A 25,057-nucleotide genomic window follows, 5' to 3' on the forward strand; every position below is an offset into this window, starting at 1 on the left:
TTACAGCGTCGAACGTGCAAAACTCTCGATGTAGTCGATCAGGCTGTCGGACGCCGCGCCCGCGGCGTCGACGCGGCGCTCGGCGACGGCCTCGGCGACGTCGGCATGCAGCCGCGCCGCCAGCGGCAGATCGGCCGCTTCCTTGTAATGCTGGTACCAGAACCGGCGCGACAGGCCATGCATCAGGCCCATGGCGCGGGAGGCGAACTCGTTGCGCGACGCCGCGGAGATCAGGGTGTTGAACTGGTGATCGAGCCGCATGAACAGCAGGTCGTCGGATTTCTCCGCCGCGCGCCGCATGCCGGCGGCGATCTCCGAGAACTGCATGCGCTGCTCGCTGGTGGCGCGCTCGGCGGCGCCGCGCGCCATCAGCCGTTCCAGCTCGCGCCGGACTTCGAGCAGGCGCAGCTGGGCCCTGAGGTCGATCTCGGACACCAGCACGCCGCGGCGGGCCAGGATGTTGACGAGGCCGTCGCGCGACAGGCGCTGCAAGGCCTCGCGGATCGGGGTTCGGCCGATGTTGAGCCGTTTGGCGAGCACGAGCTCGGAGAGCGCGGTGCCCGGCGGCAGTTGCAGCGTCACGATCAGCTCTTCCAGCTCGGCATAGGCGCGATCGGTGAGCGTGACGTCGCTTTGCGGGAGCGGGGCCGGCGCGGAACCGCGCGGCTTGTCGCCGGCGGCGGACGATTGCCGTGCCGGCCGGCGGCTTCCTGCTGTGCGCACGCGCACCGTGCTGGATCGTTTGCTCGAATTTACCATCAGGATCGTGAGTGCTGCTGTACAGCAGATATCTCACACGCCCGATGGCAATGACAAGGCCGGTCGATCGGCGCCGCGCTGAACCGGACGGCGCGCCGCGCGCCCATCAGTGCGAAATGCTTTCCAGCGTCCGGCCGCGGGTTTCCTCGCCGAGCAACAGCACCGCAAGCGCCGCCACCACGAACGCGCCGGCGCCGAGCGCAAACACGCCGCCTTGTCCGGCCGCCGGCAGGATCACGCCGATCACATAGGGGCCGATCAGCGAACCGATTCGGCCGACCGCGGAGGCAAAGCCCGTTCCGGTGGCGCGGACATGGGTCGGGTACAGTTCGGGCGTATAGGCGTAGAGCGCCGACCACATGCCGAACAGGAAGAATTGCATGCAGAGGCCGGCAATGATGAGCTGGGTCTGGTCCGCCGCCGAGCCGTAGAAATGGCAGGCGATCGCGCCGCAGAGCAGGTTCATCACCAGCGTCGCCTTGCGGCCCCAGGATTCGACGAGCCACGCCGAGACCAGGAAGCCGGGGATTCCCGCGAGCGAGATCAGGATGGTGTAGAACACCGATTTGGTGATCGGGAAGCCCTTGGCCTGCAGCAGCGCGCCGAGCCACGTGGTCAGGCCGTAGAAGCCGAGCAGCGCGAAAAACCACAGGGTCCACAACATCGTGGTCCGCTTGGCATAGATGCCCGAAAACAGCGTTCTCAGGCCGGTCACTTCGGACGCGGGGGCGGCCACTTGGCGCACCACCGGCGGCAGCTCCTTGCCGCCGAGACGGTCGCGGACCCTGGATTCGATGTCGCGCACGGTCGCTTCGGCCCGCTCCGAATAACCGTGGGACGCAAGCCAGCGCGGCGATTCCGGAACGAAGCGGCGCACCACCGAGCACGAACACGGCCGGGATTGCCTGCAGGATGAAGACCCAGCGCCAGTCGGCGACCTGCAGCACGAAGTAGGTCAACAAGCCCGACGCGATGAAGCCGAGCGGCCAGAATCCTTCGAGGAACGCGATGTAGCGGCCGCGGTTGCGCGCCGGCATGATCTCCGAGACCATCGACTGCGCGACCGGAAACTCCATGCCCATGCCGAAGCCGAGCAGCAGGCGGGATGCACCGAGCGCGGTCGCCGTGGTGGACAGACCGCAGCACAGGCTGCCCAGTCCCCAGAAGATCATGCTGACCTGGAAGACGCGGGCGCGGCCGAAACGGTCGGCGAGCAGGCCGGCGGACGCGGCGCCCGCGAACATGCCGAGGAAGCTCATGCTGGACAGCAGCCCGGTTTCCGCCGTCGACAGGCCGAAGGTCTGGCGGATCGAACCGAGCACGAAGGTGAGCGCGGCCAGATCCATGCTGTCGAAGAACCACGCGGTCGCGATGATTCCGAAGATCCAGCGCTGATAGGAGGTGAGCGGCAGGCGTTCGAGCCGCGCCGCGATATCGGCGACCTGCTGCGCCTGCGCGGTTCGCGCAACGGCGGCCGGAGCCCGGCTTCCCGCTGCCGCGGTGACATCGGAAATGGTCATTGCTGCCTCCCCAAGTAGAGATTGATGGGCTCTTGTCGGCCCCTTTTAATAAAATGTCACACGGATAGCAGTGATATGTCAATTGCTGATCACGCGTGAATTGACGGCGCGGCCGGCTGCGGCAGCGGGTGAGGCCGCGGACACATCGGCGCGTAGCGCGGTCCTGTGATCCGGTCGACCATCCCTGCCGCGTCGAGGCATCCTGCGAAGCGGCATCAAGAGCCGGTTAACGGCATCCGAGAAATCGGGGGCTAACGGATAATCCGGCTTTAATGGGGAGCCGACTAAACGTCACGTGGTTGCAACGTGCCGGATGCCTGGAGGTATCCGATGTTGCGTCGGGCGGAGGCGTTTTCCCCATATGTCAGTTCAGGCCGATCTGGATTTTGCGAGCGACGATCGCGCGAGGGCGCAGATCGGCGCGGCGGTGAACTACCTGCTCAGGGACGCGACCGGCGTCGCGCGTGAGCATGCCGTCGAGACGATTGTCGAGATGGTGCGCGACATCGCAAGCCGGCCGCTCACTGTCGAAGCGGTATCGATTCAGCCGCTGATGAGCGGTGTCGCCTATCGGGATTTTGTCATCGATGCCTACCGGCGCGACATCGATCGCTGGCGCGCGACCATCCGCCGTTCGAACGGCAAGAAGATCCGGATCGCTTCGCCGCCGTCAGTGCGCGACGAGGCGACGACCACAGCGGACGCGATCACCGCCGAGAAGGCCATCGAGTTCGCCAGGCGGGCGATCGACTTGGGCGAGGTGATCTGACCTCGCCGCCTCACGGCCGCCATTGCCGCGGCGTCTTGGCGATGCCGCCTATGCTTGGGACGCGCGATGTGCTCCGATGCGACGCCTGCGCCGGTTCCGCAGCTGTCTGCGGAATTGTCCATTCATCCTGTCCCAGCCGAGAAATGCCATGCCTTCCGAACTCCGTTCGCCTCGTCTGGCCGTCCTGATCGACGCCGACAACGCATCTGCAAAGATCGCCGATGGGCTGTTCGAGGAGATCGCCAAGATCGGCGAGGCCAGCGTGCGCCGGATCTACGGCGACTTCTCCAATCCCAGGTCCAAGGGCTGGGCCGACATCCTGTCGAAGCACGCCATCATCCCGCAGCAGCAATTCGCCTATACGACCGGGAAGAATGCATCCGACATCACCTTGGTGATCGACGCCATGGACCTGCTGCACAGCGGCCGGTTCGATGGCTTTTGCCTGGTGTCGTCGGACAGCGATTTCACCCGGCTTGCCGCCCGCATCCGCGAGCACGGCATCGACGTGTTCGGGTTCGGCGAGCAGAAGACGCCGGAGAGTTTTCGGCAGGCCTGCCGCCGGTTCGTCTATACCGAGAATCTGCGCGGCGGCGCGCCGAGCAATCAGGATGCCGCCGTGCGGGCGCAGCCGTTGCAGCCGCCGGAGGCTGCCACGCCGATCATCAAGAAGGTCATCAGCCAGATGGCGAGCGAAGACGGCTGGGTCACGCTTGGCGAGGTCGGACGGCAGCTGGCTAATTTCGCGTCGGATTTCGATCAGAGGACCTACGGCTTCCGCACCCTCGGCGAACTGGTGCGCAGGACCAACGCTTTCGAGATCGAGTCGAAAGGCGGGACGATGCGAATTCGCATCAAGCCAGCGGCTGCACCGCCGCCAAGACGGCGAGCTCCGAGACGGCGAGCCGATCAAAAATCGCCGGAATGAACGGCGCGCAGTGCGGTCTGTTCTGCACGATCTCTGAATCTGAACCCAGGATGAATGCTGCTTCGAAGGTTGTTCGGAGCAGCATTTTCGTTCGTGCCGGAATCAAGCGAATTGCGCGCGGAACTGGCGTTGCGCGGGTTGCAGCGTTGGAACTGGAACGTTCTCGTTGCTTGCGATGTTGAGGGGGCATCGATCAATTCGGAGGAGGAGAATCATGAACAAGCGTTTTGCTGTGTCCCTTGTCGCTGCTGCGTCGCTGCTCGCGTCCGGCTCGGCCTTCGCGCAGTCCACGACTGCGGCGGGTGCCGCGAACGGCGCGCGGGCTGGCGGCGAAATCGCGGGGCCTGTCGGCGAGATCGTCGGCGGCACGGTGGGTGCCGCGGTCGGCGCCGGCCTCGAGATTCCGAATGCGGTGATCACGTCGATCCCGCGCAACGAGCCGTCGGTGGTGGTGCGTGAACGCGTCGTCGTCGGCGAGCCGCTGCCCGACACCGTCGTGCTGCGCCCGGTGCCGCGCTACACCGAGTATCGCTATGCGGTCGTCAATGATCGCCGCGTGATCGTGGAGCCGCGCACCCGCCGGATCGTCAAGATCATCGACTGATCGCGTCGAGACGTCTGACAACGAAGATCCTCGCGGGCCCATCGCCCGCGGGGATTTTCCTGAGTCCCATGAATACTGGTATGGCACAGGCCCGCTTTTTTCATGAAGCGACCGGTTGGCCTGACGCCGCGATCCCCTAGACTGATCCGCAACAGATGGACGCAGCCAGCGTTCGTCTCAATCAAGAACAGGGGATGGAAGCATGGCTCGGAAGATCGCGATCGTCGGCGCGGGCGCTGTCGGCGGCTACGCCGGTGCGCATATGGTGCAGGCGGGGGAGGACGTCACCTTCATCGATCCCTGGCCCGCGCATGTCGAGCACATGCGCAAGCACGGCCTGCGCGTCACGCACGCGATGGACGTCGCGGAATTCTCGGTGCCGGTGCGCGCGCTTGATGTCACCGACGCGCAGCAGCTGGCGAAAGAGAAACCGGTCGACATCGCCTTCGTCTGCATGAAGTCCTACGACACCGCCTGGGCCACCATGCTGATCCGGCAATATCTGGCGGCGGACGGTTACGTCGTCTCGCTGCAGAACTGTATGAACGAGGAGACCATCGCCGGCATCGTCGGCTGGGGCAAGACGCTCGGCTGCATCGCGAGCAGCATCACCGTCAATTTGCCGGAGCCGGGCCATATCCACCGCGGCGCCGGCAAGGGCGGGGCCGCCCACACCGTGTTTCGCGCCGGCGAGGTGCATGGCCGGATCACCGCGCGGGCGGAGGAAGTCTGCCGCCTGGTCGGTTATTCCGACAGCGCCAAGGTCACCTCCAATCTCTGGGGCGAGCGCTGGTCCAAGCTCGTCGCCAACGTGATGGGCAACGGGCTCTCGGCCTGCACGGGTCTGGCGGGCGGCGAGGTGCTGCAAAGCGAACCGCTGCGCCGCTTCTCGACCCGGCTCGGCAGCGAGGCGATCCGCGTCGGCCAGGCGCAGGGTTATCAGCTGGAGGAGATTCTGCACCTGCCGCCCGAGACCATCGCCCGCGCCGGCGAGGGCGACGAGGCCGCAACGCGCGCGTGCGACGAGCAGCGCTTCAAGGATGCCAAGCGCACCTCATCGGCGCAGCGCCCCTCGATGGGCCAGGACATGCAAAAGGGCCGCCGCACCGAGATCGAATTCCTCAACGGGCTCGTGGTCAGCGAAGGCGAGAAGCTCGGCATCGCGTGCAACGCCAATGCCGCGCTGACCGACATCGTCAAGCGCGTCGAACGCGGCGAGCTCGCGCCGGATCCGCGGCACATCACGGAGCTGAGGTTGAATTGAGTGGCCACGGCCGTCATTGCGAGCGCAGCGAAGCAATCCATCTCTCCGCATCTGTGGAATGATGGATTGCCTCGTCACTTCAGCGCAAAGTTGCTCTGCAGTTTTGTCGCGAGCTCCTCGCAATGACGGATGCGCGGCCGCCGGGTCTTGCCTACAGCAGCTGCCGTACCCCCATCCCGTTCATGAACCGCTCGCGGATCTGCACGGGGTCGCGGCGGGTGGTGCCGGTGCCGGGCTTGTCGTCGATGCGGACGCCGATCAGGGTCGGGCCGGAGGTCTGTTTCGACTGTTCGATCAGCCGCTCGAAATCGTCCTCGTCGGCGGCCCATGAGCTGCTCGCGATGCCGCTGGCGATTGCGACCTGAACGATATCGGTATGGCCGGCGGCCGGCGTCGGCTGCGCGCCCGTGATCTGGTAGATACCGTTGTCCATCACCACCATGGTGAGATTCTTCGGCGCCAGTGTCGCGATGGTCGAGAGGCAGCCGAGCTGCATCAGCAGCGAGCCGTCGCCTTCGAGTGCGAATACGCGCCGCTTCGGCTGCGCCAGCGCGACGCCGAGCGCGATCGGGAAGGCGAGGCCCATGCTGCCCAGCATGTAGAAATTCTGCGGGCGGTGGCCGGCGGCCCAGAGGTCGAAATTGGTGTTGCCGATGCCGCCGATCACGGCCTCGTCCTTCAGCCCGGCGACGAGGCGCTGGGTGAGCTCGAAGCGGTTCATCACCTTGGTGTTGCGCGCGGGGGTGCTGGTCATGGCTGATCTCACTTGTCGAAGGTCTTGCCGCCGGTCAGCAGCGGCGAGAGTATCAGTGCCACCGGCGCCTGGGTGGTGACGGCCTGCTTGATCGAGCGATCGGCAATGAATTCGAGCTCGTCGAGCCGGGTGATGGTGTGATGCTCCATGGCCAGCGAATCCAGTACCGGGCGCATGGTGCGGCAGACCAGCGCCTGGCCGTAGTTGAACTCGCCGAGTGTGCCGCGCTCGGAGACGAACATGATCAACGGGATCTGGTAGGGCACCGCGAGCGAGGCCAGCACATTGGCCAGCGTGGCAAAGCCCGAGGTCTGCATCAGCACCGCGCCGCGCGTGCCCGCCATCCAGGCACCGGAAACGATGCCGACCGCTTCTTCCTCGCGCGCGGTCGGAAATGTCGTGAAGTAGGGATCGGCGTGCAGGTCCTTGATCAGCGTGGTCAGCACCCGGTCGGGCACGTAGGGCACGAGCTTGATCTCGTTCCGCTTCAGCGTCTGCAGCACGATGCCGTGCCAGGTGGTCGCCGTCTTCTGGGACGAGGCTTGTTCCGCGGCCGCCATCCTGTTCTCCCTGCTCGTGCGACGCTGGTGGCCGCTTGCCGCACGAAACTTGACGCGGTGCCTGCGATTGTCAACATGTCGCGGCCGCAACGCGATCTGCGGAATTCGGCCATCGCAGCGCCGGACCAACGCGCGATACTGGCGTAACGAAAAAGGGACGGGAGGCGTCGATGGCCGGATGGGTCTGGCGGACCGCCATTGCGGCAGCGGCCATTTTTGTGGCCGGGCTTGCGTCCGCGCAGCCGTTCCCGGCCAAGGCCGTTCACATTCTCGTTCCATATCCGCCCGGCGGCGGCGTCGATGTGCTGACGCGCACGCTCGCCGAAGCAGTGTCGAAGACCTGGACGCAGTCGATCGTGGTCGAGAACCGGCCCGGCGCCGGCGGGGTGATCGCCTCGCAGGCGATCGCGACCTCCGCGCCCGACGGTTACAATCTGATCATGGTGGCGAGCGGCCACGCCACCAATCCGTTCCTTTATCCAAAGCTGCCCTACGACACCTTCAAGGATTTCTCGCCGATCTCGCTCTTGGCGTCGTCGCCGAACGTGCTGCTGGTGCGCGCGGATTCGCCGTTCAAATCGGTCGCCGACGTCATCGCTGCGGCGAAGGCGAAGCCCGGCAGCCTGTCCTTCGCCCATGCCGGCAACGGCACCTCGACCCATCTGGCCGGCGAGCTGCTCAAGAGCCTCGCCAGGATCGATCTCGACGCGATCCCCTACAAGGGCGGTGCGCCCGCGATCAACGATCTGCTCGGCGGGCAAATTCCGCTGTCGTTCAACAACGGTCCGGAATCGGTCGGGCAGCTGCAAGCCGGCACGGTTCGCGCGCTGGCGGTGACGACCGGCTCGCGTGCGCCGTTCCTGCCTGACGTGCCCAGCATGTCGGAAACCGTGCCGGGCTACGACACAGAAGTGTGGTGGGGGCTGCTCGGACCTGGCAACATGCCGGCCGACCTCGTCGCCAAGATCTCGCATGATTTCGTCGCGGCGATGAACACCGATGCCGTGAAGGAGCGGCTCGGCAAGCTCGGTGCGATCCCGATCGGCTCCACGCCGGACAAGTTCGCCGCCAAGATCAAGGCCGACTACGACAAATGGGGGCCGATCATCAAGGCCGCCGGCATGAAGGCGGAGTAGACGATGGCCGCGTCAAAAGTTCCCGCCTGCCTGCCGCCGCGTCCGGTGACGCCGCCCAGAGACAAGCTGCCGCCGAAGGCCTGCGATACGCATGCGCATGTGTTCGGCCCGGCCGACCGCTTTCCCTATGCCGGCGATCGCAGCTACACGCCGCCGGACGCGCCGCTCGCGACCTATCTCGGCATGCTCGATACACTCGGTTTCGCCCGCGGCGTGCTGGTGCAGGGCAGCGCGCACGGTCACGACAATTCGGCGATGCTGGATGCGTTGCAGCGTGAACCCGCGCGTCTGCGTGGCGCCGCGGTGGCCGATGCCGATGTGGCGGCAGGCACGCTGCGGCAATGGCATGTGCTCGGCGTCCGCGGCCTGCGCTTCAACCATTTCTTCCGCGGCGGGCAGCTGCACTATCGCGGCGGCATTCCCTTGAACGTTGCCGAGACGCATGCGGGCGTGATGGCCGAGCTCGGCTGGCATCTGCAGCTCTGGATCGACGTGAGGGATTTGCCTGACACGATCCCGACGCTGAAGGCGCTCGGGTTGCCGGTCGTGGTCGATCACATGGGCCGCACCGATGCTGCCGCCGGCATCAACACCGCGGGCTTTCAGAGCCTGCTGCGTGCGGTGGACGAAGGCTGGTGCTGGGCCAAGCTCTCGGGCGCGCATCGCCTGAGCCGGCGGGCGCCCGATTATCCCGATGCGCGGCCGTTCCACGAAGCGCTGGTCGCAGCCAATCCTGAACGGCTGGTGTGGGGCGGCGACTGGCCGCATCCGCGGGTCGAAGGCGAAATGCCCGACGCCGGCCATCTGCTGACGCTGTTCCAGGACTGGACGCCGGATGCGGCGACCCGGCACCGTATCCTCGTCGACAATCCCGCGCGACTCTATGGCTTCCCAAACTGAAAGCTGCTCGAAGACATGACCGTCAACAACAAGCGCGTGTTCTACGTCAAATACCTCGCCCACGAGATCTACGTCGATATCCTGAAGAAGCGGCCGGACGTCAGGCTCGATCGTCTCGAGAACGAGACGCCGGAGGCGACGTTCGCGCCGGTTCTTGCCGACGCGCATGCCTATCAGATCGGCGCGGCGCGCGATGAGCTGGCGCCGCATTTCCATGCCCACGCCGAGCTGTTGAAGCGTGCGCCGAATCTTCTGATCGTGTCGTCGAATGGTGCCGGCTTCGATCCCGTCGATGTCGATGCCTGCACCGCGGCGGGCGTGCTTGTCGTCAACCAGTCCGGCGGCAATGCCAATTCGGTCGCCGAACACGCGCTCGGCATGATGCTGACGCTGTCGAAGCGGATCATCCAGTCCGACCGCAGGCTGCGGCGCGAGGCCAATGTCAACCGCAACGACCTGATCGGCAACGAGCTGAAGGAGAAGACCGTCGGCATCGTCGGGCTCGGCAATGTCGGCCGCCGCATCGCCGAGCTGTGCAAGGGCCTCCTGCACATGAAGGTGATCGCCTACGATCCCTATCTCACGGCGGATGAGATGGCAAAGCGGGGCGGGGAGAAGGTCGAGCTCGACGATCTCCTGCGTCGCGCGGACTTTGTTTCGATCTCGTGTCCGCTGGACAAGAACAGCCGCGGCATGATCGGCGCGCGCCAGTTCGCGCTGATGCAGCCGCACGCCTATTTCGTCACCACCGCGCGCGGCTTCATCCACGACGAGAAGGCGCTGGAGGAAGCGCTGCGTGAAAAGCGAATCGCGGGTGCGGGCCTCGACGTCTGGGACAAGGAGCCGCCGCCGCCGGATCATCCGCTCTTGCAGTTCGACAATGTGCTGGCGAGCCCGCACACCGCCGGCGTCACCCGGGAGGCGCGCATCAACATGGGCCGGATCGCCGCCGAGCAGATCCTCGATGCCCTCGACGGCAAGCGCCCGCCGCGCATCATCAATCCCGAGGTCTGGCCGGTCTACGCAAGACGGTTCGAGAAGGCGTTCGGGTTCATGCCGGGGTAGGGTCGGCAGTGCCCCTGCGGGGCCGCGGCTGCGCGCGGTCAAAAATATCGAAAACAACCCCATGCAAAGGAGCTGGCGGCTGTCGGCGTTCGAGCGGGCATCTCGACGCGTCGGGCAACTCAGGGGTACATTTCCAATATTCAGAAATCGTGCAAGCGCTGGGCTTTGCGGGGGGAGAATACCCGCAAGGGCGGAAGGGAACTCTTCCGCCGGTGCTTCCCTCGCACAAGCGGCCAGCCGTGCGAGCGTTGTTGCGCGGGCAAAAATACCGGAGAAAATCTCCTTCGTTGCAGCCTCGATCGAGGCAATAAACCCACTGCCGAACGACCGCCTCGCAACACGTCCGTTGTTATTTTCCCTGAGATATCGACGGCTTAGCCCGAAATCGCCATTTTCCGTCTGTGCCCGACCATTCCAGGCACGGAAGGAAGACGTTCATGCGACAGGTCCAGTCATTGCTCCGCAACGCGCCCGCCAGGATCGGCCGCCGTCTTGCGCAGATCGTCGCGATCGCCGCCGCCAGCCTGCCCCAGGCCGGCGCGTAGCTTTTCCCGCTGCGAACAGTCGCACGCGTATCAGCCGAATTAACTCACTACCCTTTCGTGTTAGTGCTAGCGTGGTACCCCCGGGCTCTGCCGGTGCAGCAGGGAGGGTTCCATGTCACGCTTCGTCGTTCATTTCATGAAAGACGTGCTCGGCGGCAATGGCCGCGAGCGCGAGGTTTGCCAGGGTGCGCTTGAGATCGACGCCTCGAGCGAGGGCCAGGCCACCGAGATGGCCAAGGTCAAGTTTTGCCAGGAGCAATCGCTGTGCGACTGGTCACTGCATGCCGACCGCATCCGGATCGAGGCGGCCGACTTGCACGTGAGCTGACGTCACAGGTCGACTACCAGCTACATCCGCAATGCGCTCCCTCTCCCGCTTGCGGGCAGGGGAATCGCATATGGAATGAACCGATTCCTCCGCGCCGTCATGGCCGGGCTTGTCCCGGCCATCCACGTCTTTTCTTCGATGCCCGGGACAAGCCCGGGCATGACGAGTTTGTGGAAACTCCGATTACCTCAAACGGCCATATGCGATTGCCCTACGCTTGCGGGGGAGGGTCGGGGTGGGGGCTCGCTCCGCGAGTCGTATTGTGGAAAGAGCCCCCACCCCCGCCGCGCTGCGGACGACGCTTCGCGTCGCTCGTCGCGCGTCGACCTAAGAGCGAGCTTCGCTCGTCTCGACCCCGCAAGCGGGAGAGGTGCAGCAACTCCGCCACGAGAAGCCAAAAGCGGCCGAACGGTTGCCGATCACTCCGGCAGGATGCGAACCGCGCCCTTGGCCGCGCTGCTGGCGAACGCCGCATAGGCCTTCAGCGCGGTTGAGACGGCGCGCTTGCGTGGCGCTGCCGGCTTCCAGGCCGCGTTGCCCCTGGCTTCCATCGCTGCGCGACGGCGCTTCAGCTCGGCATCGTCGACCTTGAGGTTGACCTTGCGGTTCGGGATGTCGAACTCGATGATATCGCCTTCCTCGACGAGGCCGATCAGGCCGCCTTCGGCGGCTTCCGGCGAGACGTGGCCGATCGACAGGCCCGACGATCCGCCCGAGAAGCGGCCGTCGGTGATCAGCGCACAGGCCTTTCCGAGGCCTTTCGACTTCAGATAGCTGGTCGGGTACAGCATCTCCTGCATGCCCGGGCCGCCGCGCGGTCCCTCATAGCGAATCAGCACGACGTCGCCGGCCTTCACCTTGTTGCCAAGGATGGCTTCGACCGATGCGTCCTGGCTCTCGAAGATGCGGGCGGGACCTGAGAACTTCAGAATGCTCTCGTCGACGCCGGCGGTCTTCACGATGCAGCCGTCTTCCGCAAGATTGCCGAACAGCACGGCGAGGCCGCCGTCCTTGGAATAGGCGTGCGCGGCGTCGCGGATGCAGCCCTTGGCGCGGTCGAGATCGACCTCGTCGAAGCGGCGGTCCTGGCTGAAGGCTTCCTGGGTCGGCACGCCGCCCGGCGCGGCGCAATAGAAGTTGCGTACTTTGTCGCTTGTGGTGCGCACCACGTCCCAGCGGTTCAGCGCATCGTCCAGCGTTGCGGCATGCACGGTCGGCCCGTCGGTCGTGAGCAGCTTGGCGCGGTCGAGCTCGCCGAGGATCGCCATGATGCCGCCGGCGTGATGCACGTCCTCCATGTGGACGTCCTGCACCGAGGGCGCGACCTTGCAGAGCACCGGCACCTTGCGCGACAGGCGGTCGATATCGGTCATCGTGAACGGCACTTCGCCCTCACGCGCGGCGGCGAGCAGATGCAGCACGGTGTTGGTCGAGCCGCCCATCGCGATATCGAGCGTCATCGCGTTCTCGAACGACTTGAAGTTCGCGATGTTGCGCGGCAGTACCTTGGCGTCGTCCTGCTCGTAGTAGCGGCGGGCGAGGTCGACGATCAGATGGCCGGCTTCGACGAACAGGCTCTTGCGGTCGGCATGCGTCGCCAGCACCGAGCCGTTGCCGGGCAGCGCGAGGCCGAGCGCCTCGGTCAGGCAGTTCATCGAGTTCGCGGTGAACATGCCAGAGCAGGAGCCGCAGGTCGGGCAGGCCGAGCGCTCGATCACCGCGACGTCCTCGTCCGACACGTTGGAGTCGGCGGCCGCGACCATCGCGTCGATCAGGTCGACCGCGCGCTTCTTGCCCTTGAGCACGATCTTGCCCGATTCCATCGGTCCGCCCGAGACGAACACGGTCGGGATGTTGAGCCGCAGCGTCGCCATCAGCATGCCGGGCGTGATCTTGTCGCAGTTGGAGATGCAGACCATCGCGTCGGCGCAATGCGCATTGACCATGTATTCGACGCTGTCGGCGATCAGCTCGCGCGAGGGCAGGCTGTACAGCATGCCGTCATGACCCATCGCGATGCCGTCATCGACCGCAATGGTGTTGAACTCCTTGGCGACGCCGCCGGCCTTCTCGATCTCGCGCGCGACCAATTGGCCGAGATTCTGCAAATGGACGTGGCCGGGCACGAACTGGGTGAAGGAATTGACCACCGCGATGATCGGCTTGCCGAAGTCCTCGTTCTTCATGCCGGTGGCGCGCCAGAGGCCGCGTGCACCCGCCATGTTGCGGCCGTGGGTGGTGGTGCGGGAGCGATAGGCGGGCATCGTAAATCCTTCTCAAATCCTTGGGCTAAGGGCATTTTTTAGGGGAGTTGGCGCTCCTTATGCCTGCCCGTGGATGCGGATTCAAGCGCGGAACCGCATGGCTGAACCCCGCAATTCGGGCAATGTCGAGCCGGTCGGCTTGATCTCGGTCGGCCCGGTGCATTAGCTGGTCGCACCGACGGCAAGAATAACGAACAAGCAAAAAAGGGAGAGACACGCGTGGCAAGGCTGCCCCTGATTGATCCGGAGACGACGAGCGGAGAGATCCGCGCCTCATTCGACCGCATGCCGGTCAAGCTCAACATCTTCCGCATGATGGCCCATGCCGAGGCCAATATGATCCCGGCGATGCGACTCGCCAATTCGATCCTGCACAAGCAGAAGCTGTCGGCGGTCAACCGCGAGCTCCTGATCCTGCAGGCCGCGCAGCTTGAGGGCGGCGCCTATGAATGGCGCCAGCACGTGCCGATCGCGCTCGGTGTCGGCGTCACCCAGGCGCAGATCGATGCCGTCGAGCGCGGCGATTACGACGATGCTGCACTCAACGCAGCCGAGCGCGCGCTGCTTCGCTTCGGCCGCGAGGTGGTCGAGAAGGTCCGCGTCGGCGATACCGCCTTTGCCGCGGTGCGCGAGCATTTCAGCGATCAGGAGATCGTCGAGGCGATCGTCGCGCTCGGCTTCTACATGATGATGGCGCGGCTGACCGAGGCGACCGAGACCGATCTCGATCCGGCCGCCGGCATGGCCGTGTTCGAAGGCGGCAAGAAGCAGGGTTGACGAGATGTCGGAGACTTCGCAAGAGGCCAAGCAAGACCCCGAGCCGGAGCGCTATGTCCGTCCGCTGAGCGCGGAATCCTCGGGTACCGCGCCGGGCAGGGGACGCCTCAACGGCCGCCGCATCCTCGTGGTCGGCGGCGGCCAGCGGGTGTTCGATGCCGCCACCGATCCGATCGGCAACGGCCGCGCCATGAGCCTGCTGTTCGCACGCGAGGGCGCGCATGTCGCGGTCGCCGACCTCAACCGCGCCTCGGCCGAGGACACGGTTGCGCGCATCGCTGCTGACGGCGGCCACGCTTTCGCGATCGCCGCCGATGTCACCATGGAAGCCGACGTCATCAGGATGATCGACGAGGCGCATCGCACGATGGGCGGGCTCGACGGCATGGTGCTGAACATCGGTACCTTCGGCAAGACCGGGCTCGACAATGTGAGCGCGGAGGAGTGGAACAGGATCTACGACGTCAATGTCCGCGGCCCGATGCTGTGCTGCCGCGCGGCCTTGCCGAAATTCGAAGACGGCGGCTCGATCGTGTTCATTTCCTCGATCGCGGCGCTGAAGGCCGGATCGCAGATGGCGGTCTATGATTCCTCCAAGGCCGCGCTCGGCGGCCTGATGCGCAACATCGCACATGCCGGCGCACGGCGCGGCATCCGCGCCAATCTGGTCTATCCCGGGCTGGTCGACACCCCGAACGGCCGCGAGGCCGGCGCGGGCCGTCCGTCGCGCGGCAAGGGGCATATCCCGTTCAGCCGTCAGGCGACCGCCTGGGAGATCGCCTATGCCGTGCTGTTCTTCATGTCGGATGAAAGCGTCTATGTCACCGCGCAGACGCTCGCGGTCGACAGCGGGCTCAGCGGTTTGTGAGCGGCGGGGAGGGCGCATGAGCGCATTGTTCGGCAAGGTCTGTCAGAACGGCTACGTCGTTCGCGACATCGACGCGGCGCTGAAGTTCTGGACCGAGATACTGCGGGTCGGGCCATTCTTCCTGATCCCCTCGGTCAAGGTCGATTGGTTCCGCTATCGCGGCGTGGACTCCGCGGTCGAGATGTCGATCGCGCTGGCCAATTCCGGCGATCTGCAGATCGAGCTGATCCAACAGCGCAACGACGCGCCGTCGATGTATCTGGATTTTCTGGCGCGCCACGGCGAGGGCCTGCAGCACATGTCGTACTGGAGCACGGACTACCAGTCGCTCTATGACCGCGCCGTCGCGGCAGGCTTCACGGTCGGTCATGAAGGCCAGATCGGCGGCCCCAAGGGACGCTTCGCCTATTTCGACACCGCCGGCCATGCCGGCACCGTGATCGAGATCTCAGACATCTCGGGATCGAAGGGGCGGTTCTTCGAGACGATCAGGACCGCGGCCGCGACTTGGGACGGCTCGGACCCGATCCGCGTGGTGGGGCGACGCGGTATTATGGCGCAAACGCCACAAGGGTTATGAGGACGAGCACGGCAGTACTGAAAGCTGCAATGCCAAGGCAAATGCGTGCCGGGACAGAATGGGATTCGAAACGTGGCAGTTCAGGCATTGCGCGCTCCACTTGCTTTGCTTGGGGCGAGGCGGGAGCGCGGTGACTGACAGCGATCTCGTCACCGATAGATGCCGAAAGGCCGTGCGGTGATAGAGACAAAGCTGCGCTCTATTTCGTGCGAGCGCCAGCAATATGTTTCTCCCCGATCACGGAACGATCTGAAAACGCCTCAAGGCACTAAGTTGCCGGTTATTGCGGTCAAATCTCCTCCAGCACTACCTGCTCAAGCTCTAGTGCCGCGACGCATGCAAGGAAGAAGATCGCCGTAAACGATCCACGTTTCAGCTTCATGGTTCTACCCGGTATCTGAACAGCCTCGGCGGCCAAACGGAATGCAAGTTAACGAATTTGAATTCATCGCCAGCGGCGAGTTTTCGGACCCATTGCGCAAAGGCGGCAAAACCCTCTGGTTCTATTGCAATTTGGTCTATCTCGATTTCATACAGGTCCGCCGTGAAAGCGGCTTTTGCTGGCGGAGGGTCGATAATCCCAATACGCACGGCTACTTTGTCGCCGACGCCGCTCCGGCATACAATCAAAAGACTTAAGAGCGTTGCGGCCCAAGCAGCGCGCCGCCACACGGCGCTTCTCCTAGCTCACGGTACCCTCCCGGAATCTAGGAACCGGAGTTTCGGTAGGCTTGTGGCGTTTGCGCCATAATACCGGGCGGACGCGGCTATTCGGCGGCGAGGCTGGCCGAAAGCGGGATGCCGACCCTGGGGCGCGCTTTCACTGCGCGGCGATTCTTCTTGCTGAAGCGGCTGCCGGCCAGCAGCGCCGCGGCGGCGCGCAACTGCTCGCGCAGCCATTGATTGGTGGTGTCGTCCTCGGCGGTGGCGTGCCAGTAGAGATAATTGACGTGCGGACTGATCGGAAACGGGCAGGGGAAGCACTGCAGCAGCCCGGGATCTTCCAGCACGGAGGCGGCGCTCTCCGAGGCGGTCAGCAGCATGTTGCTGCGGCTCACGACGTGGCAGGCGGTTGCGAAATTCTGACAGGTCAGGCGAACAGTGCGGGTCAGGCCGAGGCGCTGGAGCTGAAAATCCTCGAACGACAGCCCGCTGCGCCGCGACGTCACGCAGACATGCTCCATGCGCAAATAAGCCTTCTTGTCGAGCCGGCTGCCGAGCTCGGGATGGCCGCGCCGCGCGAACACCGCGATATGCTCGGTCAGGATCTGCTCGCGCCGCACCTCCGCCGACAGCGGCAACAGCGTATCGATCGCGACGTCGAGGGTGCCGGCGGCAAGCTCGCGCTCGAGATTGTTGCGCTCGCTGCGCACGGTGGCGATCTCGACCAGCGGCGCCACCGTGCTGATGCGGTTGATCAGCGCGCTCAGCATCGGCGCCTCGAGATTGTTGCGCAGCCCGATCACGAACCGCTTCGGCGTCTGCGCCGGATCGAACCGGTGGGTGTGGGTCAGCGTCGTCTCGAGGCCGTTGAGCGCCTGGCGCACCGTAGTGATGATCTGCCGGGCCAGCGGGGTCGGCGTCATCACGTGGTTGCGGCGCACGAACAGCGGATCGTTGAACATCGCGCGCAGCCGGCTCAGCGCATGGCTGACCGCGGGCTGCGTCAGGTTGAGGCGGAAGCAGGCGCGGCTGACGCCGCCCTCGGAATAGATCGCGTCGAACACGACGAACAGGTTCAGATCGACGTCGCGTACATGCATGGAAATGATCAATCCGTATCCGCCGAATGCATTTGACGAATACTAATCGGCACTCTTAAAGTCTCAAGCAAAATAATACCTGGAGGAAACGATGAGCGTGCAATCGCCATCGCGCGGCGTTGCTGTCCCTGCGGCATCATCTCGCCTGGGCGCAATGCTTGCAAAGCCGAGCCAGGAGCAGATCGTGCTCCTGATCACCATCGCACTCCTGATCGTGTTCGGCCTGACGCTGAACGGCTTCGCCACCGTCTCCAATCTCCTGAATTTGTTGCGGAGTATTTCCATCCTCGGCGTGCTCGGCCTCGGCATGGGGCTGATCGTGATCAGCCGCGGCATCGACCTCTCCGAGGTCGCGATCATGGCGGGTTCCTGGGCGATCGCGCTGATCTACATGCAGAACGGCATGCCTGTTTTCACGGCAGTGCTGCTGGCGCTGGCGGTCGCGGTGCTGATCGGCGTCGTCAACGGCGTGATGGTCGCCTTCGTCGAGGCGCCGGCGCTGTTCGTGACGCTGGCTGCCGGTTTCGTGATCTATGGCCTCGCCTTCTGGATCGCGCCGGCCTGGGTGGTCTATGCGCCGAAGGATGCGCCGGGCCTGATGTATCTCGGCGCCGGACGGCTGTTCGGCATCCCGGTTCCGATCCTGGTGTTCGCGGCCTGTGCAATCGCAATGCATTTGTTCCTGTCGCGCACCTCGATCGGCCGCTTCATCTATTCGCAGGGCGACAATCCGGAGGCCGCGCGGCTGACCGGCGTCGCGCGCTGCGGCCGCTGATCGTGCTCGAGCACGTGCTGGTTGCGCTGCTCGCCTGGATTGCGGGCCTGGTCTGGGTCGGCACCACGGGCAGCATGCAGATGGCGATCACCCAGGGCACCATGATCTTCGATGTCGTGCTCGTCGTCGTGATCGGCGGCATCAGCCTGATCGGCGGCCGCGGCAGCGTGTTCAGCGTCGTGGTCGGCTGCATCCTGATCGGCACGCTGCTCAACGCCTTCACCATCATGGACGTCAACAGCGAGGTGCAGAACATCATCAAGGGCGTGGTGCTGCTGGCCGCCATCGTGCTCGACAACTGGCTGCACCCCCGCGACGAGGAGACCGCGCGGCAAGGGGACTGAAACAGGGCGACCGAGCCGGCCGCCGCGCCAAATAAATCAATCAAAAGAAATTGCTTTGTGGAGGGAGACGATGAAGACGACGACAAAATTCTGGACGATCCTGCTGGCCGGCGTGACGCTGGCCGCGATGCCGTTTGCGGCATCGGCGCAGGAGGAAGGCACCAAGACCGCGCGCGAGCTGCGTGCCGTCTACGACAAGGCGTTGCAGGGCAAGACGATCGCCTATCTGCCGATCGCGCTCGGCGTGCCGCTGTCAGACGAATGGGGCCGGGTGGTGCAGGAGGAGGCCGAGTGGCGCGGCATGAAATATGTCGTGCGCGATCCCAACAACAACCCCTCGGCGATGCAGCAGGCCCTGACCGCGCTGGTCGACCAGAAGCCCGACGTGCTGATCGTGCAGAATCCGAGCGTCACGCTGTTGATGAAGGATCTGAAGCGCGCCGAAAGCCAGGGCACGCATGTGATCCAGATCAACATGTCCTCGAACTACAAATCCGGCGCCTTTGTCGGCGCCGACTGGCGCGAGATCGGCAAGATGCTGGCGAACGAGGCCGTCAAGGCCTGCGGCACCGGCTCCGGCAAGTCGGGCAAGGTCCAGATCGTGCAGGGCGAACTGACCGCGGCCGCCAGCGTCGACCAGGTCGGCGGCATCATGGAGGTCTTGAACAAGGATCCGAACATCAAGGTGGTCTCGAACCAGGCCGCGAACTGGGACGCCAACACCGCGCTCAACGTCACCGCGACGGTGATCCAGCAGCATCCCGACCTCTGCGCCTCGATCGGGTTCTGGGGCATCATGGAGTCGGGCGCGGCGCAGGCGATCCGCAATGCCGGCAAGATCGACGATGTGAAGGTGTTCGCCTCGGGTGAAGGCTCGCAGCTCGATTGCGACCAGGTCAATTCGGGCAATTTCTACAAGTTCCTGAGCTACAAGGCGACCGAGCAGGGCCACGACCTGATGTTCGCCGCCGAGACCCTGTTGGTATCAGGCGAGAAGCCGGGCAGCCGCAATCTCGTCTATTACACGCGTCCGATCTGGCTCGATAAGTCGAACGCCTCGGGCGCCAACTGCTTCGCGCTACCCAAGAAAAATTAACAAGGCGCGGACAGCCGGCGCGGGGGGCATTCCCGCGCCGGCTGTATCAAAGAGCACGATCCGGCAAGGTGGAGCCGGTTTTTCTCCGACCGACGCGCAGCGTTCACGGAGAGCGTGTTCATCAAGGGACGAGGTCGCGATGCGATGGCCGATCGCGTCATGACCAGGAGCATGATCCGGGACGTGCAAGCCGGCTCTCCGCAAGATCGTGCGCGATCACGAGCACGATCCGGAAAAGTGGAAGCCGGTTTTCCGCAAGATCGTGCTCAATCAAGAGCACGATCCGGAAAAGTGGAAGCCGGTTTTCCGCAAGGTCGTGCTCAATCAAGAGGGTGCTTTGGCGATGTCGATGGCCGTTGATTCCTTTGCCGCATCGGTGCGGCGATTTTCACCCCGGCTCCTGCTGTCGGAGCTGTTGCTGAAACAGTGGTTTGAGCCGGTGGTTCCCTTCACCGTGATGATCGGGCTGTGGACGTACTTCGCGCTCACGATTCCCGACTACGCCTCGGTGCAGAACTCGGTGTCGCTGCTGCGACTGTTCGCCGAATTCGGCTTCGTCGCGCTGGCGATGGGGTTCTGCCTCGTCACCGGCGGCATCGACCTGTCGGTCGGCGCGATCTTCGCGCTGTGCAATTTCGCGGCGCTGTACTTCCTCTTGGTGCGCGAATGGCCGGTCGGCCTCGCCGTGCCGGCGACGCTTCTGGTCGGCGCGCTGCTCGGCAGCATCAACGGCTTCCTGATCGGCTTCCTCAAGACGCGGCCGTTCCTGACCACGCTGGTGACGCTGATCATCCTGCGCGCCTCGGTCAACCTGCTCAACACCAGCTACGCCCAGGTGTTCGCGACCAACTCGGTCGAGAGCGACGCCTGGGACTTCATCGGCGGCGGCAGCGTGCTCGGCATTCCCGTCAATGCGGCGACGCTGTTCGTGGTGCTGTTGATCTGCCACATCTTCCTGTCGCGCTCGCGCTATGGCTGGCATCTCACCGCGATCGGCGCCAGCCGCAAGGCGGCGCGCCACGCCGGCATCCGCGTTCGCGTGATGCTGTTCATGACCTATGTGCTGTCGGGAACGCTGTGCGCGGCGAGCGGCATCTTCTACGCCGCGCGGCAAGCCTCGACGGATTCCACCACCGGCGTGGGGTGGGAATTCCAGGCGCTGACCGCCGTCGTGCTCGGCGGCGTGTCGCTCGCCGGCGGCAAGGGCACGGTATGGCGGGCGATGATCGGCGCGCTGATCATCTTCCTGCTGATCAACGGCCTCGTGCGGATGGGCATCCCGGGCTACGTCACCTCGGCGGTGACCGGCATGATCCTGCTCGCCGCCGTCGGCATCGACGTCAAATGGTCGAAGAACCGCGGCAAGGCGATCCAGAAGATCTATGTCAATCCGGCCTTCGTGCCGCTCGCCTCCGCGCCGGCGGTGCAGCCCGGCGCGGCCTCGCCCTATGCGCAGAACGACCGGCTGATCAATGCGCAGGCGATCGGCGTCGATCAGGTCGAGGGGCCCGAGGATGTCATCCTCGACCGCCAGGGCCGGCTCTACGGTTCGACCCGCGACGGCAATGTGATCCGCTTCTCCGGGCCGAACTTCGAGACCCGCGAGGTGTTCGCCCATATCGGCGGCCGGCCGCTCGGCATGCAGTTCGATCGCGATGAGAATTTGATCGTCGCCGTCGCCGGCATGGGCGTCTACGGCGTCGCGCCCGACGGCCGCATCTTCAAGGTAACCGACGAGACCAACCGCACCTGGTACAAGCTGAACGACGACAGCCGCCTGCGCATGGCCGACGACCTCGACATCGCACCCGACGGCAAGATCTATTTCAGCGACTGCACCACGCGCTACGAGATGACCACCAACACCCTCGACATCCTCGAGGGCCGGCCGAACGGCCGCGTGGTCTGCTACGATCCGGCGACCAAGACCACGCGCACTGTGATCAACCACTTCTATTTCCCGAACGGGATCTGCGTCTCGCATGACGGCAAATCGATCCTGATCGCGTCGACCTCGCTGTGCAAGGTGTTCCGGCACTGGATCGCGGGGCCGAACAAGGGCAAGACCGAGGTGCTGATGGACGAGCTGCCGGGCAATCCCGACAACATCAACCGCGCGTCCGACGGCACCTACTGGCTGGCGCTGGTCGGCATCCGCACGCCGACCTTCGACCTTGCCGCGCGAAAGCCCGGCTTCCGCCTGCGCATGGTGAAGCAGGTGCCGACCGACGAGTGGCTGGCGCCGGCGCTCAACCATGGCTGCGTGCTGAAGTTCAACGAGAAGGGCGAGGCGCTGGAATCCTGGTGGGATCCGACCGGCATTTCGCATTCGACGTTGACCTCGATGCGCGAGCACCAGGGCTATCTCTATCTCGGCGGGCTCGAGAACAACCGGATCGGCCGCATCAAGCTCGACGGCGTCGACGACAGCTGGACCGGCTACGATGCCTATTGGGGCGCAAAGAGCAGGGTGACGACGTAATGGGATTTTTCGATCATCTGCTGCGCGACATCCGCAGCGTCATCGACCGCGACGGCGGCCAGAACGCGATCCCGCCGCTCGACGGTGCGCTGAGCCCGAACGACCGGCTCGACAGCGCCACCCCGATCGGCGAGCCGTTGCCCGGCGTCGACGACGTGATCGCCGCCGGCGACGGCGCGGTCTATGTCTCGGCCGGACGCCGGGTGCTGAAGCTCGGCGGCAATGACTTGTCGACACGTACGGTCGTCGCCGAGTTCGAGGATGATGCCGGCGGGCTCGCGTTGCATCCGGACGGCCGCCTGCTGGTCTGCGTCGCGGGCAGGGGCCTTGCCGCGATCGATCCGGCGAAGCCCGATCCGCGCTGGCTGGAGTCTGCCGGCAGCAGCGCGCTCACGGGGCTGCTGTCGGTGACGGCGGCGCCCGATGGCCGCATCTATGCCGTCGAAGGCAGCACCGGCCGACGCCCGGGCGAATGGCGGCATGATTTGATGGAGAAGCGCGCCAATGGCCGGCTCGTCAGCTGCGGCGCCGGGCTCGACAATCCGCAGGTGCTGCTGCGCGATCTGCCCTATCCCTATGGCGTGAGTGTTTCGGCCGACGGCAGCAGCCTGTGGCTCACCGAAAGCTGGGCGCATCGCCTCAGCCGGTTCGCGCTCGGCGGCAACGGGCTTGGTCCGCGCGAGACCGTCGCCGCCAACATGCCGGGCTATCCGGCGCGGCTGCATCCGGACGGCCACGGCGGCCTGCTGCTCGGCATCTTCGCCCGCCGCACCCATCTGATCGAGTTCGTGCTCAAGGAAGACGATTTCCGCGAGGAGATGATGGCGACGATGCCGCCGGATTACTGGGTCGCGCCGGCGCTCGCCGGCGGCAGCGATTGCCTGGAGCCGATGCAGATCGGCAGCGTCAAGGCGCTCGGCATCCAGAAGCCGTGGGCGCCGCCGCGCTCCTATGGTCTGCTGGTGCATCTCGATGCCGAGGGCGATGCGACCGACAGCCTGCACAGCCGCGCCGGCGGCCGCTTCCACGGCGTCACCGCCGCCTGCGCCACGCCATCGGGCGTCGTGATCGCGGCGCGCGGCGCCGGACGCCTGCTGCGCCATACGGGAGAGCTGCGATGAATGACGGTGTGATGCAGGCGACCCCCGGCGCCAAGACGGCAGAGACCTCCGCAGTCCGCGAGCCGGTGCTGCGGATCACCAACGGCTCAAAAATCTATGGCGGCGTCCACGCCATCGAGGGCGTCAATTTCGACCTCTATCCCGGTGAGGTGCATGCGCTGGTCGGCGAGAACGGCGCCGGCAAATCGACGCTGTGCAAGGCGATCGCGGGCGCGATCCAGCTCACCTCCGGCGACTATCTGCTCGACGGCAAGCCGACCGGTTTCGAGCAGCCGCGCGACGCGCTCAATGCCGGCATCTGCATGGTCTATCAGGAGACCAGCCTGGTGCCGACCATGACTGCCGCGCAGAACATCGAGCTCGGCAACGAAAAGCTGCTGACCCGGTTCCGCACCCTGAACATCCAGGCCCAGCAGCTGTTGCAGTCGCTCAACTTCCACGTCGATCCGGCGACGCCGGTGGCGCTGCTCGGCACCGCCAAGAAGCAGATGGTGGAGATCGCGCGCGCGATCTACAACAAGGCGCGCATCATCATCTTCGACGAACCGACCGCATCGCTGACGCCGGAGGAGATCGTCCACTTCTTCCATCTGGTGCGCGACCTGCGCGCCCGCGGCGTCTCGATCATCTACATCTCGCATGCGCTGGAGGAGTCGCTGCAGATCGCCGACCGCATCACCGTGCTGCGCGACGGCAAGCTGGTGATCACGGCGCCGGCCAGGCAGCTGACGCGCGATGCGCTGGTGCAGCACATGGTCGGCCGCGAGGTGGCGCAGGCGGTCTATGGCGGCAAGGCAAAAACCCATCAGCGCCGCGAGAAGGTGCTGACGGTCGAGAACGTCACCATGGGCATGGCGGTCAAGAACATGTCGTTCTCGGTCTATGCCGGCGAGGTGGTCGGCATCGCCGGCCTGATCGGCTCCGGCCGCACCGAGATCGCCAAGATCATCTACGGCGCGCTGAAGCGCAATTTGGTCAATGGCGGCACCATCCGGCTGCGCGGCAAGCCGATCCGCTACCGCGTGCCGCGGCAGGCGATCAATGACGGCATCGCCTACATCACCGAGGACCGCAAGGCCAACGGCTTCTTCGAGACCATGGTGGTCGACGACAACGTCTATATCGGCAGCCTCGCCACCGGAAAGGGCTGGAGCTTCCTGCTGTCGCGCGCGCGGCGCAGCAAGCTCGCCAGCTACTGGGTCGATCGGCTCAAGATCAGCGCATTGCAGCGCAAGGCCAGGATCATCGAGCTGTCCGGCGGCAACCAGCAGAAGGTGGTGCTGGCCAAGACGCTGGTGCAGGACCCCTCGATCATCATCTTCGACGAGCCGACGCGCGGCGTCGACGTCGGCACCATCCCGCACATCCACGGCGAAATCCGCCGCCTCGCCGACGAGGGCAAGGCGGTGGTGGTGATCTCGTCCTACCTGCCGGAGATCCTCGCGGTGTCCGACCGCATCCTGGTCGCGCGCACCGGCCGCATCGTCGCCGAGTTCGACGCGGCGGACGCGACGCAGGACAAGATCCTGTACGCCGCGGTGCATTGACGGCGCGCGGCGCGGCCTGTCGTCGGCGTAGGGCGGATTAGCGCAGCGCAATCCGCCGTCTTGCCACGCCTTCGACGGGCAAATCAGCGGCAACAAGTTCAGTCTCGTCCCGGCGCAGGCCGGGACCCATAACCACAGATCGTCATTGTTGTACGTCGCTGGAACGACGAGTCCCGCCGACAATATCTGCTGCGGCGTATGGGTCCCGGCCTGCGCCGGGACGACAGCGTTGGGTGGGGCGCCAACTCCCTTGACAATTATTTTAAGTATAAAATAATATCCCGTATCGGCTCCAGGGGAACGCGCCT

25 protein-coding genes and 1 pseudogene are annotated in these 25,057 nt (G+C 65.2%); 18 read left to right on the plus strand and 8 right to left on the minus strand.

Going from position 1 to position 25,057, the window contains the following annotated elements:
* From ACVMIH_RS01010 to ACVMIH_RS01020, 3 genes and pseudogenes are all read right to left on the minus strand, one after another.
* Positions 1-759 carry a GntR family transcriptional regulator gene (locus tag ACVMIH_RS01010; protein ID WP_229189929.1) on the minus strand — a complete coding sequence of 253 codons (759 nt, stop codon included), beginning with the start codon at positions 757-759 and terminating at the stop codon, positions 1-3.
* A gap of 106 nt (positions 760-865) precedes the next feature.
* A complete protein-coding gene (locus tag ACVMIH_RS01015; RefSeq protein WP_456860417.1) occupies positions 866-1,636 on the minus strand; it encodes an MFS transporter in 771 nt (256 codons plus the stop codon).
* 55 nt (positions 1,637-1,691) lie between these two features.
* Positions 1,692-2,279, minus strand: a pseudogene (locus ACVMIH_RS01020) (MFS transporter); the annotation flags it as partial.
* A 361-nt stretch (positions 2,280-2,640) separates the two neighbouring features.
* On the opposite strand from ACVMIH_RS01020, the gene ACVMIH_RS01025 reads away from it, so the two are divergent.
* From ACVMIH_RS01025 to ACVMIH_RS01040, 4 genes are all read left to right on the plus strand, one after another.
* A complete protein-coding gene (locus ACVMIH_RS01025; protein WP_057020276.1) occupies positions 2,641-3,048 on the plus strand; it encodes a hypothetical protein in 408 nt (135 codons plus the stop codon).
* A 148-nt stretch (positions 3,049-3,196) separates the two neighbouring features.
* Complete coding sequence (locus ACVMIH_RS01030; protein ID WP_057020277.1) at positions 3,197-3,976, plus strand: NYN domain-containing protein; 780 nt, start codon at positions 3,197-3,199, stop codon at positions 3,974-3,976.
* Between the two features lie 214 nt (positions 3,977-4,190).
* Positions 4,191-4,580 carry a DUF1236 domain-containing protein gene (locus ACVMIH_RS01035; RefSeq protein ID WP_016842369.1) on the plus strand — a complete coding sequence of 130 codons (390 nt, stop codon included), beginning with the start codon at positions 4,191-4,193 and terminating at the stop codon, positions 4,578-4,580.
* A 202-nt stretch (positions 4,581-4,782) separates the two neighbouring features.
* Positions 4,783-5,844: a ketopantoate reductase family protein gene (locus tag ACVMIH_RS01040; RefSeq protein ID WP_229191380.1), complete on the plus strand. Its 1,062-nt coding sequence runs from the start codon at positions 4,783-4,785 to the stop codon at positions 5,842-5,844.
* Positions 5,845-5,995: 151 nt separating this feature from the next.
* Here the strand turns inward: ACVMIH_RS01040 and ACVMIH_RS01045 are convergent, their stop codons facing one another.
* Complete coding sequence (locus tag ACVMIH_RS01045; RefSeq protein WP_057020279.1) at positions 5,996-6,598, minus strand: thiamine pyrophosphate-dependent enzyme; 603 nt, start codon at positions 6,596-6,598, stop codon at positions 5,996-5,998.
* Positions 6,599-6,606: 8 nt separating this feature from the next.
* Positions 6,607-7,158, minus strand: a complete 552-nt coding sequence (locus ACVMIH_RS01050; protein WP_050405122.1) for a thiamine pyrophosphate-binding protein — start codon at positions 7,156-7,158, stop codon at positions 6,607-6,609.
* A gap of 170 nt (positions 7,159-7,328) precedes the next feature.
* On the opposite strand from ACVMIH_RS01050, the gene ACVMIH_RS01055 reads away from it, so the two are divergent.
* From ACVMIH_RS01055 to ACVMIH_RS01070, 4 genes are all read left to right on the plus strand, one after another.
* A complete protein-coding gene (locus ACVMIH_RS01055) occupies positions 7,329-8,294 on the plus strand; it encodes a Bug family tripartite tricarboxylate transporter substrate binding protein (protein ID WP_057020281.1) in 966 nt (321 codons plus the stop codon).
* Between the two features lie 3 nt (positions 8,295-8,297).
* A complete protein-coding gene (locus tag ACVMIH_RS01060) occupies positions 8,298-9,194 on the plus strand; it encodes an amidohydrolase family protein (protein ID WP_456860420.1) in 897 nt (298 codons plus the stop codon).
* Between the two features lie 15 nt (positions 9,195-9,209).
* A complete protein-coding gene (locus ACVMIH_RS01065) occupies positions 9,210-10,259 on the plus strand; it encodes a hydroxyacid dehydrogenase (RefSeq protein WP_253587318.1) in 1,050 nt (349 codons plus the stop codon).
* 657 nt (positions 10,260-10,916) lie between these two features.
* A complete protein-coding gene (locus tag ACVMIH_RS01070) occupies positions 10,917-11,132 on the plus strand; it encodes a hypothetical protein (protein ID WP_028331505.1) in 216 nt (71 codons plus the stop codon).
* Between the two features lie 419 nt (positions 11,133-11,551).
* Here ACVMIH_RS01070 and ilvD read toward each other — a convergent pair whose 3' ends face one another.
* Positions 11,552-13,396, minus strand: coding sequence for a dihydroxy-acid dehydratase (ilvD, locus tag ACVMIH_RS01075; RefSeq protein WP_456781047.1), 1,845 nt, complete (start codon positions 13,394-13,396; stop codon positions 11,552-11,554).
* Between the two features lie 219 nt (positions 13,397-13,615).
* Here ilvD and ACVMIH_RS01080 point away from each other — a divergent pair, with 219 nt between their 5' ends.
* Genes ACVMIH_RS01080 through ACVMIH_RS01090 form a run of 3 tightly spaced genes read left to right on the plus strand, consistent with a single transcriptional unit; the run spans position 13,616 to position 15,621 of the window.
* Positions 13,616-14,173: a carboxymuconolactone decarboxylase family protein gene (locus ACVMIH_RS01080; RefSeq protein WP_141340879.1), complete on the plus strand. Its 558-nt coding sequence runs from the start codon at positions 13,616-13,618 to the stop codon at positions 14,171-14,173.
* Positions 14,174-14,177: 4 nt separating this feature from the next.
* On the plus strand, positions 14,178-15,041 hold the full coding sequence (locus ACVMIH_RS01085; RefSeq protein WP_456860423.1) for an SDR family NAD(P)-dependent oxidoreductase: 864 nt from the start codon (positions 14,178-14,180) through the stop codon (positions 15,039-15,041).
* A 16-nt stretch (positions 15,042-15,057) separates the two neighbouring features.
* Positions 15,058-15,621 carry a VOC family protein gene (locus tag ACVMIH_RS01090; RefSeq protein WP_456784408.1) on the plus strand — a complete coding sequence of 188 codons (564 nt, stop codon included), beginning with the start codon at positions 15,058-15,060 and terminating at the stop codon, positions 15,619-15,621.
* A 289-nt stretch (positions 15,622-15,910) separates the two neighbouring features.
* Here the strand turns inward: ACVMIH_RS01090 and ACVMIH_RS01095 are convergent, their stop codons facing one another.
* The gene (locus tag ACVMIH_RS01095; RefSeq protein WP_456860425.1) at positions 15,911-16,039 is read right to left on the minus strand and encodes a hypothetical protein; all 129 of its coding nucleotides are present in this window, start codon (positions 16,037-16,039) and stop codon (positions 15,911-15,913) included.
* A 5-nt stretch (positions 16,040-16,044) separates the two neighbouring features.
* Between ACVMIH_RS01095 and ACVMIH_RS01100 the strand changes: the two genes are divergently transcribed.
* Entirely contained in the window at positions 16,045-16,260 is a 216-nt protein-coding gene (locus ACVMIH_RS01100) for a hypothetical protein (RefSeq protein WP_168859229.1), read from the plus strand.
* Positions 16,261-16,388: 128 nt separating this feature from the next.
* On the opposite strand, the gene ACVMIH_RS01105 is transcribed toward ACVMIH_RS01100, so the two are convergent.
* Positions 16,389-17,384 (minus strand): LysR family transcriptional regulator, encoded by a 996-nt coding sequence (locus tag ACVMIH_RS01105; protein WP_456860427.1) that lies wholly within the window; start codon positions 17,382-17,384, stop codon positions 16,389-16,391.
* A 91-nt stretch (positions 17,385-17,475) separates the two neighbouring features.
* Between ACVMIH_RS01105 and ACVMIH_RS01110 the strand changes: the two genes are divergently transcribed.
* The 6 genes from ACVMIH_RS01110 to ACVMIH_RS01135 all read left to right on the plus strand — a co-directional run bounded on the left by ACVMIH_RS01110 (position 17,476) and on the right by ACVMIH_RS01135 (position 24,749).
* Entirely contained in the window at positions 17,476-18,159 is a 684-nt protein-coding gene (locus ACVMIH_RS01110; protein ID WP_456860429.1) for an ABC transporter permease, read from the plus strand.
* A 2-nt stretch (positions 18,160-18,161) separates the two neighbouring features.
* Positions 18,162-18,503, plus strand: coding sequence for an ABC transporter permease subunit (locus tag ACVMIH_RS01115; protein WP_456860431.1), 342 nt, complete (start codon positions 18,162-18,164; stop codon positions 18,501-18,503).
* A 70-nt stretch (positions 18,504-18,573) separates the two neighbouring features.
* Positions 18,574-19,599 carry a sugar ABC transporter substrate-binding protein gene (locus ACVMIH_RS01120; RefSeq protein WP_038382137.1) on the plus strand — a complete coding sequence of 342 codons (1,026 nt, stop codon included), beginning with the start codon at positions 18,574-18,576 and terminating at the stop codon, positions 19,597-19,599.
* Between the two features lie 208 nt (positions 19,600-19,807).
* The gene (locus tag ACVMIH_RS01125; RefSeq protein ID WP_456860433.1) at positions 19,808-22,081 is read left to right on the plus strand and encodes an ABC transporter permease; all 2,274 of its coding nucleotides are present in this window, start codon (positions 19,808-19,810) and stop codon (positions 22,079-22,081) included.
* On the plus strand, positions 22,081-23,202 hold the full coding sequence (locus tag ACVMIH_RS01130; protein ID WP_456860435.1) for an SMP-30/gluconolactonase/LRE family protein: 1,122 nt from the start codon (positions 22,081-22,083) through the stop codon (positions 23,200-23,202). Before ACVMIH_RS01125 ends, ACVMIH_RS01130 begins: the two co-directional genes overlap by 1 nt.
* A gap of 11 nt (positions 23,203-23,213) precedes the next feature.
* On the plus strand, positions 23,214-24,749 hold the full coding sequence (locus ACVMIH_RS01135; RefSeq protein ID WP_076833429.1) for a sugar ABC transporter ATP-binding protein: 1,536 nt from the start codon (positions 23,214-23,216) through the stop codon (positions 24,747-24,749).
* The last annotated feature ends 308 nt before the right edge of the window (positions 24,750-25,057 follow it).

It is taken from the genome of Bradyrhizobium sp. USDA 4503 (assembly GCF_054055815.1).